This window comes from Paraburkholderia sp. Ac-20336 (assembly GCF_017105025.1).
Lineage (GTDB): Bacteria > Pseudomonadota > Gammaproteobacteria > Burkholderiales > Burkholderiaceae > Paraburkholderia.
In genome coordinates this window covers 1-14,731 of the sequence record NZ_JAAGPS010000165.1, presented here as the reverse complement: position 1 = coordinate 14,731, position 14,731 = coordinate 1, and the positions used below count along the sequence as shown (strand labels likewise).

The 14,731-nt window shown below is 63.8% G+C and carries 19 protein-coding genes and 1 pseudogene; 14 read left to right on the top strand and 6 right to left on the bottom strand.

Features of this window, described 5'->3' with window-relative positions; all coding sequences use genetic code 11:
- The 9 genes and pseudogenes from GXB81_RS28235 to GXB81_RS28195 form a co-directional block, all read left to right on the top strand.
- Nucleotides 1–853: TraB/GumN family protein (locus GXB81_RS28235; RefSeq protein WP_205990914.1), on the top strand; the 853-nt coding region annotated here is incomplete at its 5' end.
- Between the two features lie 317 nt (nt 854–1,170).
- Nucleotides 1,171–1,633 (top strand): annotated as a pseudogene (locus tag GXB81_RS28230) (type VI secretion system tube protein Hcp).
- Between the two features lies 1 nt (nt 1,634).
- The gene (locus GXB81_RS28225) at nt 1,635–2,117 is read left to right on the top strand and encodes a DUF2778 domain-containing protein (RefSeq protein ID WP_205990913.1); all 483 of its coding nucleotides are present in this window, start codon (nt 1,635–1,637) and stop codon (nt 2,115–2,117) included.
- Entirely contained in the window at nt 2,114–2,392 is a 279-nt protein-coding gene (locus GXB81_RS28220) for a hypothetical protein (RefSeq protein ID WP_205990912.1), read from the top strand. Before GXB81_RS28225 ends, GXB81_RS28220 begins: the two co-directional genes overlap by 4 nt.
- Before the next feature lie 21 nt (nt 2,393–2,413).
- Complete coding sequence (locus GXB81_RS28215; RefSeq protein ID WP_167047461.1) at nt 2,414–2,710, top strand: hypothetical protein; 297 nt, start codon at nt 2,414–2,416, stop codon at nt 2,708–2,710.
- A 39-nt stretch (nt 2,711–2,749) separates the two neighbouring features.
- A complete protein-coding gene (locus GXB81_RS28210; RefSeq protein ID WP_167284435.1) occupies nt 2,750–3,028 on the top strand; it encodes a hypothetical protein in 279 nt (92 codons plus the stop codon).
- A gap of 21 nt (nt 3,029–3,049) precedes the next feature.
- Nucleotides 3,050–3,346 carry a hypothetical protein gene (locus GXB81_RS28205; protein WP_205990911.1) on the top strand — a complete coding sequence of 99 codons (297 nt, stop codon included), beginning with the start codon at nt 3,050–3,052 and terminating at the stop codon, nt 3,344–3,346.
- Between the two features lie 39 nt (nt 3,347–3,385).
- On the top strand, nt 3,386–3,664 hold the full coding sequence (locus GXB81_RS28200) for a hypothetical protein (RefSeq protein ID WP_205990910.1): 279 nt from the start codon (nt 3,386–3,388) through the stop codon (nt 3,662–3,664).
- A 39-nt stretch (nt 3,665–3,703) separates the two neighbouring features.
- Nucleotides 3,704–3,982 carry a hypothetical protein gene (locus tag GXB81_RS28195; RefSeq protein WP_205990909.1) on the top strand — a complete coding sequence of 93 codons (279 nt, stop codon included), beginning with the start codon at nt 3,704–3,706 and terminating at the stop codon, nt 3,980–3,982.
- Nucleotides 3,983–4,139: 157 nt separating this feature from the next.
- Here the strand turns inward: GXB81_RS28195 and pxpA are convergent, their stop codons facing one another.
- From pxpA to pxpB, 3 genes are read right to left on the bottom strand one after another with little or no spacing between them, the layout of a single operon-like run.
- The gene (gene pxpA / locus GXB81_RS28190; protein WP_167047472.1) at nt 4,140–4,892 is read right to left on the bottom strand and encodes a 5-oxoprolinase subunit PxpA; all 753 of its coding nucleotides are present in this window, start codon (nt 4,890–4,892) and stop codon (nt 4,140–4,142) included.
- Between the two features lie 41 nt (nt 4,893–4,933).
- On the bottom strand, nt 4,934–5,968 hold the full coding sequence (locus GXB81_RS28185; RefSeq protein ID WP_167047475.1) for a biotin-dependent carboxyltransferase family protein: 1,035 nt from the start codon (nt 5,966–5,968) through the stop codon (nt 4,934–4,936).
- Nucleotides 5,965–6,618, bottom strand: a complete 654-nt coding sequence (gene pxpB / locus GXB81_RS28180; protein WP_167284439.1) for a 5-oxoprolinase subunit PxpB — start codon at nt 6,616–6,618, stop codon at nt 5,965–5,967. The genes GXB81_RS28185 and pxpB overlap by 4 nt, the downstream gene beginning before the upstream one ends.
- A gap of 242 nt (nt 6,619–6,860) precedes the next feature.
- On the opposite strand from pxpB, the gene GXB81_RS28175 reads away from it, so the two are divergent.
- On the top strand, nt 6,861–7,373 hold the full coding sequence (locus GXB81_RS28175; protein WP_167047481.1) for a winged helix DNA-binding protein: 513 nt from the start codon (nt 6,861–6,863) through the stop codon (nt 7,371–7,373).
- Nucleotides 7,374–7,438: 65 nt separating this feature from the next.
- Here GXB81_RS28175 and GXB81_RS28170 read toward each other — a convergent pair whose 3' ends face one another.
- On the bottom strand, nt 7,439–7,981 hold the full coding sequence (locus GXB81_RS28170) for a 5-formyltetrahydrofolate cyclo-ligase (protein ID WP_241016551.1): 543 nt from the start codon (nt 7,979–7,981) through the stop codon (nt 7,439–7,441).
- A gap of 77 nt (nt 7,982–8,058) precedes the next feature.
- Here GXB81_RS28170 and GXB81_RS28165 point away from each other — a divergent pair, with 77 nt between their 5' ends.
- The 4 genes from GXB81_RS28165 to GXB81_RS28150 all read left to right on the top strand — a co-directional run bounded on the left by GXB81_RS28165 (nt 8,059) and on the right by GXB81_RS28150 (nt 12,980).
- On the top strand, nt 8,059–10,026 hold the full coding sequence (locus GXB81_RS28165; RefSeq protein WP_205990908.1) for a lytic transglycosylase domain-containing protein: 1,968 nt from the start codon (nt 8,059–8,061) through the stop codon (nt 10,024–10,026).
- Between the two features lie 81 nt (nt 10,027–10,107).
- Nucleotides 10,108–11,061, top strand: coding sequence for a complex I NDUFA9 subunit family protein (locus GXB81_RS28160; protein WP_205990907.1), 954 nt, complete (start codon nt 10,108–10,110; stop codon nt 11,059–11,061).
- Nucleotides 11,062–11,103: 42 nt separating this feature from the next.
- Nucleotides 11,104–11,751: a glutathione S-transferase family protein gene (locus GXB81_RS28155; protein ID WP_205990906.1), complete on the top strand. Its 648-nt coding sequence runs from the start codon at nt 11,104–11,106 to the stop codon at nt 11,749–11,751.
- Nucleotides 11,748–12,980: a multifunctional CCA addition/repair protein gene (locus GXB81_RS28150; RefSeq protein WP_167047494.1), complete on the top strand. Its 1,233-nt coding sequence runs from the start codon at nt 11,748–11,750 to the stop codon at nt 12,978–12,980. Before GXB81_RS28155 ends, GXB81_RS28150 begins: the two co-directional genes overlap by 4 nt.
- Before the next feature lie 234 nt (nt 12,981–13,214).
- Here the strand turns inward: GXB81_RS28150 and GXB81_RS28145 are convergent, their stop codons facing one another.
- Together GXB81_RS28145 and GXB81_RS28140 are read right to left on the bottom strand one after the other, a co-directional pair.
- Nucleotides 13,215–13,409 carry a DUF2905 domain-containing protein gene (locus GXB81_RS28145; RefSeq protein ID WP_167047497.1) on the bottom strand — a complete coding sequence of 65 codons (195 nt, stop codon included), beginning with the start codon at nt 13,407–13,409 and terminating at the stop codon, nt 13,215–13,217.
- A gap of 31 nt (nt 13,410–13,440) precedes the next feature.
- On the bottom strand, nt 13,441–14,652 hold the full coding sequence (locus GXB81_RS28140) for an SAM-dependent methyltransferase (RefSeq protein WP_205990915.1): 1,212 nt from the start codon (nt 14,650–14,652) through the stop codon (nt 13,441–13,443).
- Nucleotides 14,653–14,731: the final 79 nt, after the last annotated feature.

The following is a 14,731-nucleotide window of genomic DNA, read 5'->3' as shown; positions in this document are numbered from 1 at the left end:
CGGGCCGGTTCGCGTGCAGCCCGCGCGCATGCCGTTCTATGTCGCGACGCGCGGCACCACCACGATCTACGTGCTCGGCACGCTACACGTCGGCGATCCGGTCGACTATCCCGTGGGGCAGCCGTTCCGCGCGCCGATCCTCGCCGCGCTCGCCGCCTCGCCGACGCTCGCGCTCGAACTGTCGCCCGACGAACTGCTCGTCTCGCAGGACGACGTATCGAAGTACGGCGTGTGCAAGCGCGACTGCCTGCCGGGCCTGCTGCCCGAGCCGCTGTGGCACAAGCTCGCGCTGCGCCTGCGCGGCAACCCGGCCGCGCTCGATGCGATCAAGAAGATGCGGCCGTGGCTCGCCTCGCTCGTGGTCGAAACCTATGACTCGCTCTCCGCGGGATTGCAGACCGAGTACGGCACCGAAGCGCAATTGCAGAACGTGTATCTGAAGACGCGCGGCAAGATCATCGGACTCGAAACGCTGCAGCAGCAGATGCGCGCGTTCACCGGCTTGTCGGCCGCGCAGCAGCGCGAAATGCTCGCGCAGGACCTCGTGCAGACGCCGGCTCAAAACGTCGCGGACGTGCGCGCGCTGCATCGGCTGTGGCAGGTCGGCGATGCCGATGCGATCGCCGCGTGGCAGGCCGCGAAATCGGAGAAACTCGCGCGCGACAAGCGCGTGTCCAACTCGATCGACAACCGGATCGTCTACGAGCGCAACCGCCGCTTCGTCACGCGGATGCTGCAAATCGCCGCGCCGAACAAGCCGCTGTTCGTCGCGATCGGCGCGCTGCATCTCGGCGGACCGAAAGGCGTGCTGCAATTGTTGCGGCAGCATGGTTTCGTGGTCGAGCCGGGTTGAGCGGCGAGCACCGCTTCTTCGGCGAGCTCCGGTGTGCGGCTGCGTGCATCGTGCATATCGCCAAACGCATCTTCAATGCTGAACACTTCCTACCTTGCTCATGCCCTTGAGCAAAAGCCGGAGTAAAGGCTCCTTCGGGTGCGATTGCAATGCTTCCATTACCCTTTGTAACGTTTTATCCGATTACTCAGGATAGCTAGCGGCCCTCGACGTAATTCTCAGAAAATTCCTATGTTTTTCGCGTCCTGATTTCGATACCTTCGCCAGGCAATATTTCTTAATCGATTAGCACGATTTGGCACGAAGGAGATTCACGGATGGCGCAGGACATTTTCATCAAGATCGACGGTATCGAAGGCGAATCGCAGGACGCGGCGCATCTCAATGAAATCGACGTAATCGGATGGCGCTGGCAGGTGACGCAGCAATCGGCAATGCACGCTGGTTCAGGCGGCGGTGTTGCAAAAGCCACTTACTCATCTGCTGGACCGGGCAAGTCCGAACTTGGCGAGCTATTGTTTTTCCGGCAAGCGTATTCGCGAAGCCAGGCTCACCGTGCGACGGGCCGGTGGCGCTCCTCACGAGTACGCAAGAATCACGATGTACGACGTGCTCGTTTCTCATGTCGAGCCCGTGGGTGGCGGTCACGGTTCTCACGAACAGGTGCATCTCTCGTTCGCAAAAATAAAGCATGAGTACATCTTGCAGAACGACCGGGGCGGCAGCGGCGGCACGGTCACCGCGCTGATCGACATCCGGGCGAACAGACAGGAACAGTGAAATGCCGGTGTCCTGTACTTTCACATTGAATCGACGCCCTATGTCGGTGCTGGTTTGTCCGGGGTTTGGGAGTGTTGAGGCGTTTTCGGGGAACACCCGCTATATTGATGATCCGGATTTTACGAACGTTGCAAAAGCAGGTGCTATTCCCAAAGGTGGGTATTACATCGTCGATAGGGAAAGCGGTGGGCATCTCGGCTGGCTCGTAGATGCAGTGAAGGATTTTGTAGCGGACACACGTCGCGCGGAATGGTTTGCTCTATATCGCGATGATGGAACCATCGACGATTGGACATTCGTAGACGGTGTTCGACGTAGTAGCTTTCGCTTACATCCGGTTGGACGATACGGGTCGAGCGACGGTTGCATCACGCTTCCGTCCCGCGAACAGTTCAATGCGCTTCGCTCATATCTGAAAGCACAGCCGCCTGCGTTCGTGCCGGGAACGGTGACCCGATGCTACGGCATGGTCGAGGTGCAATGAAAAGGGCGCTGATTTCTGTCGCTCTCTCATTGATGATGACACTGCCCGTCGCCGCCGGGATTGCACGCTTACCGGGCGTGTATGAATGGTTGGACAGCGGCGCGGGCTATGACTTCTTTGAGCCAGTTTTTATCGCACTCGGTTCGAGCACCGGCGAATACGATACGGACGTCATTGTTGCAATGCTTCTTGTTGCCGGTTTTTTCCTGTCGCTGGCGCTAATCATTGCGTGCTGGGCGATTGTCAGCCATTTACACCGTGCGTACCGCCGTTGAAGCGTTCACGCGCGTCTAACCATGAGATTCAACAAAGCAATGAAAAAAACGCTTATTTGCATCGCGCTCGCACTGGTGATGACACTGCCTGTTATGGTCGGGCTTGCACATTTACCAGGTGTGTTCGAATGGATAGACAGCGGTATGGGCCATGACCTTTTTGAATATCTTTTCATAGCGCTGGATGCCCAAGGCTGCGAAGAAACCGCGGACGTCATCGCCGTAACGATGCTCATTGTCAGCTTCTTTCTGTCACTGGCATTGGTCGTTGCGACTTGGGCAATAGTTGGCCGTTGGCGTCGTATGCACCACCGTTGAAGCGCTCACGAACGTATAACAAGGAGATTCAAGTAGGTAATGAAGAAGACGCTTATTTGCATCACACTCGCGCTGGTGATGACACTGCCCGTTGCAATCGGGATCATACGCATCCCGGGAATGGATGAATGGTTTTCGAGTGGTGCTGACTACGACTTCTTTGAACCACTTTTCAAAGCACTAGGTTCGGATGGCAACGAAAGCAACTCGGATATCGTTTTCGCAACGATGCTCATTACCAGTTTCTTCCTGTCGCTGGCGCTAATCATTGCGTGCTGGGCGATTGTCAGCCATTTACACCGTGCGTACCGCCGTTGAAGCGTTCACGCACGTCTAACCATGAGATTCAACAAAACAATGAAAAAGACGCTTATCTGCTTCGTGCTCGCACTGGTGATGACACTACCCGTCACGGCCGGGCTTGCGCGCTTCCCGGGTATTGATGAATGGATAAGCAACGGTACGGGCCATGAACTTTTTGAACATCTTTTCATCGCGCTGGATGCCCGCGGCTGGGAAGAAACCGAGGACGTTATCGTCGTCACGATGCTCATTGTCAGCTTCTTTCTGTCACTGGCATTAGTCGTTGCAACTTGGGCGATAGTTGGCCGTTGGCGTCGTATGCACCGCCGTTGAAGCACTCATAAACGTATAACAAGGAGATTCAAGTAGGTAATGAAAAAGACGCTTATTTGCATCACACTCGCGCTGGTGATGACACTGCCAGTCGGAGTCGGGATTGCATACATCCCGGGTGTTGCTGAATGGTTTGCGAGCGGTTCAGGCTATGAATTTTTCACCCCGCTTTTCAAAGCACTGGACTCTCACGGCAGCGAAACCAACTCCGACATCATCTTCGGCACGTTGTACACCGTCAGTTTTATTCTCTCGCTGATGTTAGCCGCCATCCTTCTGGCAATCGTCAACCGTTGGCGTCGCACGCACCGCCATTGAAGCGCTCACAAACGTATAACAATGAGATTCAAGAAGATAATGAAGAAGACGCTTATTTGCATCACGTTCGCACTGATGATGACATTACCAGTCGGAGCCGGGATTCTGTGCATCCCCGCTGTTGATGAATGGCTGGACACCGGCTCAGGCTACGAGTTCTTCACTCCGCTTTTCCAGGCACTGGACTCTCACGGCAGCGAAACCAACTCTGACATCATCTTCGGCACGCTGTACACCGTCAGTTTTACTCTCTCGCTGATGTTAGCGGCCGCTCTTCTGGCAATCGTCAGCCGTTGGCGCCGCACACACCGCCACTAGACCTCGGGCTCACCGCACGCACCGCAACGGCCACCATCACATCGCACCACACGATCCAGCGCCCCGCCTCAAAACGGATCGCCGGATCCATCACACACGTTCGATAGCCAGCCGCAGCCCGCTTCACCAAATACACCAAACCCGCCAGCCGCGCGACTCAAACGCGCGCAGCACCCGCAGCATGAACCTCGATACCCGCGGCAGCGAGCGCATCGCGAATGCGCCGCGCAAAAGCCAGCGCGTGCGGGCCGTCGCCATGCAGGCAGATGGTCTGCGCGTTGAGCGGCACCCAGCGGCCATCGACAGCCTTCACGCGTTGCTCGCGGATCATCGTGAGCGTGCGCGCGAGCACTTCGTTTTCATCGTCGAGCAGCGCGCCCGGCTCCTTGCGCGGCACGAGCGAACCATCGGCGCGATAGCCGCGATCGGCGAACACCTCCTCGATCGCGATGAGGCCCACGTCGCGCGCGGCGTTCACGAGCCTGCTGTTGGCAAGCGCGAACACCGCGACCGACGGATCGAAGTCGTGCACCGCCGAGACGATTGCGTCGGCGATCCCGGCATCGCGCGCAGCCTGGTTGTACAGCGCGCCGTGCGGCTTCACGTGCGCGATACGGCCGCCCTCGGCCTGCGCGATCGCGGACAGCGCGCCGAGCTGATACAGCACGCCCGCGTAGATGTCGTTGGCCGGCAAATCCATTTCCTTGCGGCCGAAATTCTCGGGATCGTTGAAGCTCGGATGCGCACCGATCGACACGCCTTTGCGCACGGCCCAGCGCACGCAGTCGCGCATGGCGTTGGGGCCGCCGGCGTGCCAGCCGCATGCGATGTTGGCGGAGCTGACGAGATCGAGCAACGCCTCGTCGGTTCCGCAGCCCTCGCCGAGGTCGGCATTCAGATCGATTTCCATGGGGTTCCTCTCTCTCTTTAGTGTTATAGCGTTGCGGTCGCCTACTGGCGCGCGCAACGTTCTTCATGCATCGCGATCGCGGCGTCGATCTGCCGCAGATACGCGCGTTCTTCCTGCAAAGCCTGGCGCGCCTCGTGGGGCGTCGTCGGGATGAAACGGATCGCCGCGTTCAGGCGCACCTGCGCGAGCTTCCACAGATCGGCCTGGATTACCGCGCCGATCTTCGGATAGCCGCCGGTGGTTTGCGCGTCGCTCATCAGCACGATCGGCTGACCGTTCGGCGGCACCTGGACCGTGCCCGGCAGCACCGCGTGCGACAGCAGATCGGTCTTGTGCGTGCGTTCGAGCTGAGTGCCGGCGAGCCGGTAGCCCATGCGGTTGCTGTTCGGCGTGACGAGCCACTCGTCGGACCAGAACGACTGCTGCGCGGCGTCGGTGAAGCTGTCGTATTCGGGGCCGCGCAGCACGCGGATCGGCACGGCCCACGGCACGCCCGACGGATGCCGGCCGCGCCGCAACGGCTCGTGGACCAGCACGAACTTGCACCATGCGGGCGCCTTGACGCCGAACTCGGGCGCCTCGGGCGAGAAGCTCGCGCGAGCGCGTGGCGGCGTCGCGCCGACCGGCAGACGGTCGCCGTCGACGAGCGCCCGCCCGCCGAGTCCGCCGAAATGGCCAGCGAGATCGGTGCTGCGCGAGCCGAGCATCGGCAGCACGTCGATGCCGCCCGCGATGCACACGTAGCCGCGCATGCCGCGCTTCGCCGCGTTCAGCACGAGTTCCTGGCCGGCCTGCACGGGCAGGCTCCACCAGGAGTAGACCGGCTTGCCGTCGAGCGTTGCACCGAATTCGGTGCCGGTGATCGCGACGCGCGTCGCGCGCAGAAAGCGCAGCACGGTCGGGCCGAAGGTGATTTCGAGGCCGGCCGCGTCGGGCCGGTTGCCGACCAGCCGGTTGCCGACTTCGAGCGCGAGCCGGTCGAGCGCCCCGCCCATCGCGACGCCGAGATGGCGGTGGCCGTGGCGGCCGAGGTCCTGAATCGTGGTCAGAAGACCCGCGCGGATCACGTCGATCATGCGTGCATCCCCGCGATCGTGAAGCGCACCCGGTCGCCCGGTTGCAGCAGCGTGGGCGGACGGCGCGCCGGGTCGAACAGCGGCACCTCGGTGCGGCCGATCAGCTGCCAGCCGCCCGGCGACACGGCCGGATAAATGCCGGTCTGCTCGCCGCCGATGCCGACCGAGCCGACCGGCACCTCGAACCGCGGCGACGCGCGGCGCGGCGTGTGCAGCGCGGCGTCGAGCCCGCCCATATACGCGAAGCCCGGCTGGAAGCCGATGAAGAAGACCACATAACAGCCGCCCGCATGACGCTCGACGACCTCGCACGCGGTCAGCCCCGTGTGTTCCGCGACCGCGTGCAGGTCGGGGCCGAACTTGCCGCCGTACTGCACCGGAATCTCGATGTCGCGGCCGGGCGCGTCGGTTGCGCTCGCCGCGCTCCAGGCCGCGAGCAGTTGTTCGGCGAGCGCGCCGGCATCGGCTTCGAGCGGGTCGAACACGAGCGTCAGATTGTTCATGCCGGGCACGACTTCGAGCACATGGGCCCAGTCGCGCGCGGCAATCGCCGTGGCCCACACGCGCTGCTGGCATTCCAGCGTGGCGGGCGGCGGCGCTTCGCAGACGAGCGCGGCATCGCCGAGAGGAAAAATTCGTGGTTGGCTCATGGCTTGACGGTCTGGGTCGAGTCGAAAGAGGCGGCGGACAGCGCGGCGGCAGTCGCGACGATTCCCGCGATTACCGTAATTATTGCGACGAAGCGTGAGGCATACATTAGCGGCAATGCGTGAGACATATATTATCAATAAATTATCAACGTTTTACTAATAACAATTTTCTCCAGGCTCGCTGGAAACGTCCGCTCGTCGTACACTTTCGACACTTTCCACCCCATTTCCGAGAGCCTCGCATGGCGCGTCATCCCACCAAGATCGTTTCGTCGGAGCATCTCGTCTCCGAGACCAGCGCGGAACTGTCCGAGCTCGAATACGCGCTGATCATGGCGGGCAACGCGTTCAACCGCTGGATGGTGCGTTGCATGTCGGCGGCCGGCGACAAGGACATGACCGCGATCGAGGTATCGCTGCTGCATCATGTAAGCCATCGCGAACGCCGCAAGAAACTGGCGGACATCTGCTTCGTGCTGAACATCGAGGACACGCACGTCGCCACTTACGCGCTCAAGAAGCTCGTAGCTAGAGGGTATGTAAAAAGCGAAAAGACCGGCAAGGAAGTGTTCTTCTCGGCGACCGAGGCGGGACGTGAACTGTGTCTGAAGTATCGCGAGGTGCGCGAGAACTGCCTGATTTCGACGCTCAAGGAAAGCGGCCTGACCAACCAGCAGATCGGCGAGGCCGCGCACCTGATGCGCAATGCGTCGGGGTTGTACGACACGGCGGCGCGCGCGGCGGCTTCGCTATAAGAACCGAATCAAGGAAGGATAACGGCGGCATACCGCGCGAGCGTGCGCGCTTGCGCTTTACCTTCTCAAACCGGCAAGCCCGGATGAAACCCCGCCTCGGTCACGATCAGATCGAGCGGAATATCGTGGGCTTCGCGCTCCAGTGCCTGCGTGCGGCACGCTTCATAGGCGATACCCACGGTGATCGGCTTCTGCGCCGCCGGCCAGCCGGCCAGCGTGCGGTCGTAATAGCCGCCGCCATAGCCGAGCCGGAAGCCGTCGTCGTCGAAACCGACGCATGGCACGAACAGCAGCTCGGGCAATACGATGCGCTCCGAAGTGGGCTCCGTGATCCGGTGATGGCCGATTCGCATCGGCATGTCGGGCGTCCATGCGTGAAATTCGAGCGGCGCGCCACGTTCTGTAACGATCGGCAAACTGGCCTCATGCCGCGCGCTGGCCGCGAGCCAGATCGCGATTGCGCCGCGCGCGTCGAACTCGCCCGCGAGCGGCCAGTAGAACCCCACGCCATGCACCGCGAAGTGCTTCAGCGCGTCGAGCACGCGGCGCCCGAGCGCGGCATTGTTGGCCGGCTCGGAAGCCGCTTGCAGACGGGCTTCCAGTAGCATCCGGCGCAGCGCCTTTTTCGCTGACGGGACAGGGTTGCATGCTATGCTTGGGTCCAATTTGCGCTCCAGAAACAACGATGTCAAAAAGCCTCTTTCGAGTATATCGCGCGGTTGGCATGGCGCTCGCCGCGGCGGCGCTCGTCGCGTGCAGCACGGCTTCCGCCGTCAGACCGATTCCGATCACCCAGCTCACGAACGACGACCAGATCTTCGTGCAGCTTCGTGAGGCCGCCCGCACCAACGATGCCGGACGCGCGTCCCAGCTCGCGAGCATGATCCCGAATTACCCGGCGCCGTCGTATGTGGAGTACTTCCAGATCAAGCCGCAGCTGTTCGACTCGAGCGGCCATGCGCGCGTCGATGCGCCCGACGCGCCAGTGCTCGCGTTCCTGCAGAAGTACGACGGCCAGGCAATTGCCGACCGTCTGCGCAACGACTACCTGAACGTGCTCGGCACACGCCACGACTGGCGCAACTTCGACCAGCAGTACGCGAAGTTCGTGCTCGACGACGACACCCAGGTGAAGTGCTACGCGCTCGAATCGCGCGCCTCGCGCGGCGAAAACGTCGCCGATGCGGCGCGCACGCTGCTCGTCGATCCGAAATGGTACGGCGACGGCTGCGTCGATCTCATCACGGTGCTCGGCGCGAACCGCCAGTTCAGCAGCAACGACGTCTGGCAGCAAATTCGCCTCGCCTACGAGCAGAACTACACGAGCACCGGCAGCAAGCTCGTCGACGCGCTCGCCGACCAGGCGCCCGATCCGGTGCAGTTCAGCCAGGCGGTCAATACGCCGCCGCTGTTGCTTGCGCGCGGCGTCGGCGCCGATCCGCAGGCGCATCAGCTGGCGCTGCTCGCGATCACGCGCATGGCGCGCAACGATCCGGCGATGGCGGCGGCCACGTTCGCGTCGGTCGCGCCGTCGCTGAATTCGCCCGAGCGCGCGATCGGCTGGGGCACGATCGGCTATCAGGGCGCGCTCAAGCAGATGCCCGGCGCGGTCGACTGGTTCCGGCTCTCGGCCAACGCGCCGCTGTCGAATCCCGCGTATGAATGGCGCACGCGCAGCGCGCTGCTCGCCGGCGACTGGAACATGGTGCGCTGGTCGATCGAGCAGATGCCCGAGTCGCTGCGCAAGCAGCCGTCATGGGTGTACTGGCATGCGCGCGCGCTGAAGCAGGCCGGCGACACGGCCACGGCCAGCCAGGAATTCCAGTCGATCTCGTCGAACTTCAACTTCTACGGCCAGCTCGCGCTCGAAGAACTCGGCCAGAAGATCACCGTGCCGCCGAAGACCACGGTCACCGACGCCGAAGTGCAGCAGGCCGGCAACACGCCGGGCTTCGACCTCGCGCAGCGCTTCTATGCGCTGAATCTGCGGCTCGAAGGCAATCGCGAATGGAACTGGCCGCTGCGCAACATGACCGACCGGCAACTGCTCGCCGCCGCCGAGTACGCGCGCCGCATCCAGCTGTACGACCGCACCGTCAACACCGCGGACCGCACGAAGAGCGAGCACGATTTCTCGCTGCGCTATCTGTCGCCGTTCCGCGATATCGTCGAACAGGACGCGCAGTCGAGCGGGCTCGACATCGAATGGGCGTACGGGCTGATCCGCCAGGAGTCGCGCTTCATCATCAATGCGCGTTCGGAAGTCGGCGCGGGCGGTCTGATGCAGTTGATGCCGGCCACCGCGCAACTGGTCGCGAAGAAGATCGGTCTCGGCCCGGTGTCGCGCGAGCAGATGAACGACATCAACACCAACATCCTGCTCGGCACGAACTACCTGGCGATGATCTACAATCAATTCGACGGGTCCGCCGTGCTGGCTACCGCCGGCTACAACGCAGGTCCGGGCCGTCCGCGCAACTGGCGGCAGTCGCTGCAGCGCCCGGTCGAAGGCGCGATCTTCGCCGAGGCGATTCCGTTCCAGGAAACCCGCGACTACGTCAAGAATGTGCTGTCCAACACGGTCTACTACGCGGCATTGTTCGAAGGCCGTCCGCAATCGCTGAAGGCGCGCCTGGGTTACATCGCACCGTAAGCGCCATGCCGCCGCGACCTCGCTCCGGGGTTGCGGCGCGCCTCGCCAGCCGTTGCCGCGGCTTCCAGCTGGGAGTCGAAAATGCGACATCAAGCCATTGCGATCATCGGCGGCTCCGGGTTTATCGGCAGCCAGCTCGTCAACGCGCTCGTCGAGATGGGCAAGGACGTGCGCATCTCCACACGGCGGCGCTACAACGCGCGCCATCTCACCATGCTGCCGATCGACGTGATCGAAACCGACGTGTTCGATCCGGTCCAGCTTGCGCGTTTCGTCGAGGGCGCCGATTGCGCGATCAACCTCATCGGCGTGCTGCACGGCAAACGCGGCAAACCCTATGGTGCCGAGTTCGCGCACGCGCATGTCGATCTGCCGACGCGCATCGTCGCCGCCTGCGAAGGCAAGGGCGTGCATCGGCTGATTCATCTGAGCGCGCTCGGCGCCAATCCGAACGGCCCGAGCATGTACTCGCGCTCGAAGGGCGACGGCGAGAAGGCCGTGCATGCGGCGAACGTCGCGTGGACGATTTTTCGACCATCGGTCGTGTTCGGTCCCGGCGACCAGTTCCTCAACAAGTTCGCGTTCCTGCAACGCGTGTTCCCGGTGATTCCGCTCGCGATGCCCGATGCGCAATTCCAGCCGGTCTATGTCGGCGACGTGGCGAAGGCGATCGTCAACGTGCTCGATCTCGACGCCGCCGGCGGCCGCACCTACGAACTCGGCGGCCCGACCGTCTATACGCTCGAAGACCTCGTCGCGTATTGCGGCGACGTGATCGGCAAGCATGCGCGCATCATCCGGCTGCCCGAAACGCTTGCGCGTTTGCAGGCGCTGAGCTTCGAAATGGCGCCCGGCGAACCGGCGATTTCGCGCGACAATCTCGATTCGATGAAGGTCGACAACGTGCTGAGCGGACCGCTCGCGCCCGAACTCGGGCTCGAACCGACCAGCATCGAGGCGATCGTGCCGACGTATCTGAGCGGCTCGGCCACGCGTTCGCGTCTCGATGACTTCCGCGCGAACGCCGGACGCTGAAGCCTTGCCCATTTCCTTTCTCACTCTTCTTTCCTGCCAGGCATGAAACTTCTCATTGGCGACAAAAACTACTCGTCATGGTCGATGCGTCCATGGCTGCTGCTGAAGCATTTCGGCATTCCGTTCGATGAGGCGTTGATCCTGCTGAACGAGCCGGACACGAACGCGAAGGTGCTCGCTCAGGCGCCGCGCGGACCCGGCAAGGTGCCCTGCCTGATCGACGACGCGGGGCAGGCCGTGTGGGATTCGCTCGCGATCGCCGAAACGCTCGCCGAGCGTTTCCCGCAGCATGCGCTGTGGCCGCGCGACGCGGCGGCGCGCGCACACGCGCGCAGCGTCAGCGCCGAGATGCATTCGGGCTTCGGCGAACTGCGCTCGAACATGTGGATGAACATTCGCGCGTCGTTCCCGGGCAAGAACGCGAAGCCCGGCGTGCTCGCCGATATCGCGCGCATCGAGGCGCTCTGGGGCGATTGCCTGCAACGCTATGGCGGCCCGTTCCTGTTCGGCGAGTTCGGCATTGCCGATGCGATGTACGCGCCGGTCGCGATGCGCTTCAACACATGGCAGCCGGCGTTGTCGGCCGCGGCCTATGTCGAGCGAGTCACCGCGCTGCCCGCGGTCGCTGCGTGGATCGAGGCCGCGCACGGCGAAACGCACGCGATTCCCTATCAAGACGAATGCCCATGAATATCTATGCAGTAGGCGGTGCGATCCGCGACGAACTGCTCGGCGTGCCGGTGCAGGATCGCGATTACGTGGTGGTGGGCGCGACGCCCGAGCAGATGGTGGCGCAGGGTTATCGTCCGGTCGGCAAGGACTTCCCGGTATTCCTGCATCCGCAGACGCACGAGGAGTACGCGCTCGCGCGCACCGAGCGCAAGACGGCGGCCGGCTATCACGGCTTCCAGTTTTTCTACGCACCCGACGTCACGCTCGAAGAGGACCTCGCGCGGCGCGATCTGACGATCAACGCGATGGCGCGCGAGGTGCGTCCGGACGGCGAGCTGAGCGGGCCGGTCGTCGATCCGTTCAATGGCCAGGCCGATCTTCAGGCGCGGCTTTTTCGCCACGTCAGCGCCGCGTTCCTCGAAGACCCGGTGCGGATTCTGCGCATCGCGCGGTTCGCGGCGCGTTTCGTCGATTTCACCGTCGCGCCCGAAACGAGGGCGCTGATGCGCGCGATGGTCGCGGAAGGCGAGGCCGACGCGCTGGTGGCCGAGCGCGTGTGGCAGGAAGTGTCGCGCGGGCTGATGGAGAAGAAGCCGTCGCGGATGTTTGCGGTGCTGCGCGAGTGCGGCGCGCTCGCGCGGATTCTGCCCGAGATCGACGCGCTGTTCGGCGTGCCGCAACGCGCCGACTATCACCCCGAGGTCGATACGGGCGTCCACGTGATGATGGTGCTCGACCATGCCGCACAGCAGGGCTATGCGCTGCCGGTGCGCTTTGCGGCGCTCACGCACGATCTCGGCAAGGCGACCACGCCCGAGGACGTGCTGCCGCGCCACATCGGTCATGAGGGCCGCAGCGTCGATCTGCTCAAGCCGCTGTGCGAGCGGCTGCGCGTGCCGAACGAGTGCCGCGACCTCGCGCTGCTGGTGGCGCGCGAGCACGGCAATATTCATCGCGTGATGGAAATGGGCGCGGCCGCGCTCGTGCGGCTTTTCGAGCGCAGCGACGCGATCCGAAAGCCGGCGCGCTTCGCCGAGGCGTTGCAGGCGTGCGAGTCCGACGCGCGCGGGCGGCTTGGCTTCGAGACGCGCGATTATCCGCAGGCGGAGCGGCTCAGGGTGGCGTTGGTCGCCGCGCGCGGCGTCGATGCGGGAGCGGTCGCGAAGCGTTTCGCCGATGCGCCGGCCGGCATCAAGGACGCCGTGCATCAGGAGCGCATTCGGGCGGTGGAAACGGCGATTGCTTAGGGGGTGTTGGCGGGCCGTAGCGGTGCGGGTGGATTGGCCGCCGTCGCTGAGGTGAGTGCCCGCTGTCAAATCCGCAGGCTGTGCGGCTTGTGCGCCGCCGTGCAATGGATGCGGCGATCGGCTACAGGCTCTCGTGGGCGACGCGGCTGTACAGGCGGTTTGGGCCGCTGTCGCCGCCGTCAGTCCCGGTCATCGCCATCAGGGCGGTGGCGAGCGCCGCGAAACCGCCAACGCCTACAACGCCCGCGCCAGCAGCGACAACAGCATCGACAGTACCAGCGTCGACATGAACGGAAACGGATACTCCCGGCCGAACAGCCGCAAGGTCACGTCGCCGGGCATCCGGCCGATGCCGAGCTTCCTGAGCCACGGCCAGCAGGACGACAGCACTGCGACGGCAATGAAGGTGGTTAGAAGCCAGCGGATCATCGCGAGTCCTCGAGCTTGGGCCGGGCGGAAATCACAGCGTATGCGAGCGATCGCCGCTCGAAAATGCGCGCAGCGTATCATCGAGTCCGCGCGAAAAGGCGATCACCTTGAACAGCTCGCCCATCTCCGCCTCGGACAATAGCTTCTGTACCGCATTCGCGGCAGGCAGAAAGCGCGCGGTATCGGCAGGGTCGATTTCGCCGAGCGCCTCGGTGATACCCGCGTTCATCAGGAAGCGCGCCTGCGACGTGAAGCCGAGCAGGTCCGCGCCCGTCTCGACACCCGCCTCGGCGATGCCGGTGAATTCGACGTGCGCGGTGATGTCCTGCAAACCCGGGTACAGGAGCGGATCGCCGTGCGCGCGGTGCCGGTAGTGGCACATCAGCGTGCCCTGCGCGCGCTGGCCATGGTAGTACTCGTGACGCGGAAAGCCGTAGTCGATCAGCAGGATCGCGCCGCGCGCGAGCATCGCGCAGATCGTGCGCGTGAATGCGCTGGCGGCTTCATGCGCTTCGGTCAGATAGTCTTCGCCGAGGGTGTCGCGGGTGGCATCGATTTCCGCCAGCCGCGCAAGGTCCTCGGCGGCCGCGACCGGCCGGTCGTCGAACGCGAACGCGCCGTCGCGCCACACCACGCCGCGCTCGTGCCATACGCCGCCGCGATGCGCGAAGAGCCGCACCGGCATCGCGTCGAGCACCTCGTTGCCGATCACGACGCCCTCGAAGCGCTCGGGCAGCGCATCGAGCCAGCGCACTTTCGCGAGCAGCGCGGGCGCGGCCGCCGCGATCGTTTCGCGCTGACGCTCGCGCAACTCGCCCGACAGATCGACGATCGAGTAGCGGTCGAATTCGGCGCCCGCCGCACCCAGCGCGTCGAGCGCATTGAGCAATCCGGCCGCGAGCTTGCCGGTGCCGGCGCCGAACTCCATTACCTCGCGCGTGCCGCTCGCCCGCAACGCCTCGGCTACCGGACGCGCGAGCGTCGCGGCGAACAGCGGCGAGAGTTCCGGCGCGGTCACGAAGTCGCTGCCGTCGTCGCCGCGCAGCCCGAATTTGCGCGCGCCACCGCTGTAATAGCCGAGCCCCGGCGCGTACAGCGCGCGCTCCATATAGCGGTCGAACGGCAGCCAGCCGCCGGCCGCGTCGAGCTCCGCGCGAATCTGCGCGATGAGCGCTTCGGACTGCGCGAGCGCGCTCGGGCCGGGAGCAGGTAAACTATCGAGTTGGTGAGCTTTCGGATTCATCCCCGCATTGTAAATGACCGTCTCTTCGCACACCGCTGCCCGCGCGGCCGAAGCGCCGCCGGACGGGCCGCCCGCCCGG

Coding starts and splice junctions, on each gene's coding strand:
- pxpB (WP_167284439.1), bottom strand. CDS start 6,618: ATGAGCCAACCACGAATTTTTCCTCTCGGCGATGCCGCGCTCGTCTGC.
- GXB81_RS28215 (WP_167047461.1), top strand. CDS start 2,414: ATGAGATTCAACAAAGCAATGAAAAAAACGCTTATTTGCATCGCGCTC.
- GXB81_RS28150 (WP_167047494.1), top strand. CDS start 11,748: ATGAATATCTATGCAGTAGGCGGTGCGATCCGCGACGAACTGCTCGGC.
- GXB81_RS28195 (WP_205990909.1), top strand. CDS start 3,704: ATGAAGAAGACGCTTATTTGCATCACGTTCGCACTGATGATGACATTA.
- GXB81_RS28210 (WP_167284435.1), top strand. CDS start 2,750: ATGAAGAAGACGCTTATTTGCATCACACTCGCGCTGGTGATGACACTG.
- GXB81_RS28205 (WP_205990911.1), top strand. CDS start 3,050: ATGAGATTCAACAAAACAATGAAAAAGACGCTTATCTGCTTCGTGCTC.
- GXB81_RS28170 (WP_241016551.1), bottom strand. CDS start 7,981: ATGCTACTGGAAGCCCGTCTGCAAGCGGCTTCCGAGCCGGCCAACAAT.
- pxpA (WP_167047472.1), bottom strand. CDS start 4,892: ATGGAAATCGATCTGAATGCCGACCTCGGCGAGGGCTGCGGAACCGAC.
- GXB81_RS28200 (WP_205990910.1), top strand. CDS start 3,386: ATGAAAAAGACGCTTATTTGCATCACACTCGCGCTGGTGATGACACTG.
- GXB81_RS28175 (WP_167047481.1), top strand. CDS start 6,861: ATGGCGCGTCATCCCACCAAGATCGTTTCGTCGGAGCATCTCGTCTCC.
- GXB81_RS28225 (WP_205990913.1), top strand. CDS start 1,635: ATGCCGGTGTCCTGTACTTTCACATTGAATCGACGCCCTATGTCGGTG.
- GXB81_RS28145 (WP_167047497.1), bottom strand. CDS start 13,409: ATGATCCGCTGGCTTCTAACCACCTTCATTGCCGTCGCAGTGCTGTCG.
- GXB81_RS28185 (WP_167047475.1), bottom strand. CDS start 5,968: ATGATCGACGTGATCCGCGCGGGTCTTCTGACCACGATTCAGGACCTC.
- GXB81_RS28155 (WP_205990906.1), top strand. CDS start 11,104: ATGAAACTTCTCATTGGCGACAAAAACTACTCGTCATGGTCGATGCGT.
- GXB81_RS28160 (WP_205990907.1), top strand. CDS start 10,108: ATGCGACATCAAGCCATTGCGATCATCGGCGGCTCCGGGTTTATCGGC.
- GXB81_RS28165 (WP_205990908.1), top strand. CDS start 8,059: ATGTCAAAAAGCCTCTTTCGAGTATATCGCGCGGTTGGCATGGCGCTC.
- GXB81_RS28140 (WP_205990915.1), bottom strand. CDS start 14,652: ATGAATCCGAAAGCTCACCAACTCGATAGTTTACCTGCTCCCGGCCCG.
- GXB81_RS28220 (WP_205990912.1), top strand. CDS start 2,114: ATGAAAAGGGCGCTGATTTCTGTCGCTCTCTCATTGATGATGACACTG.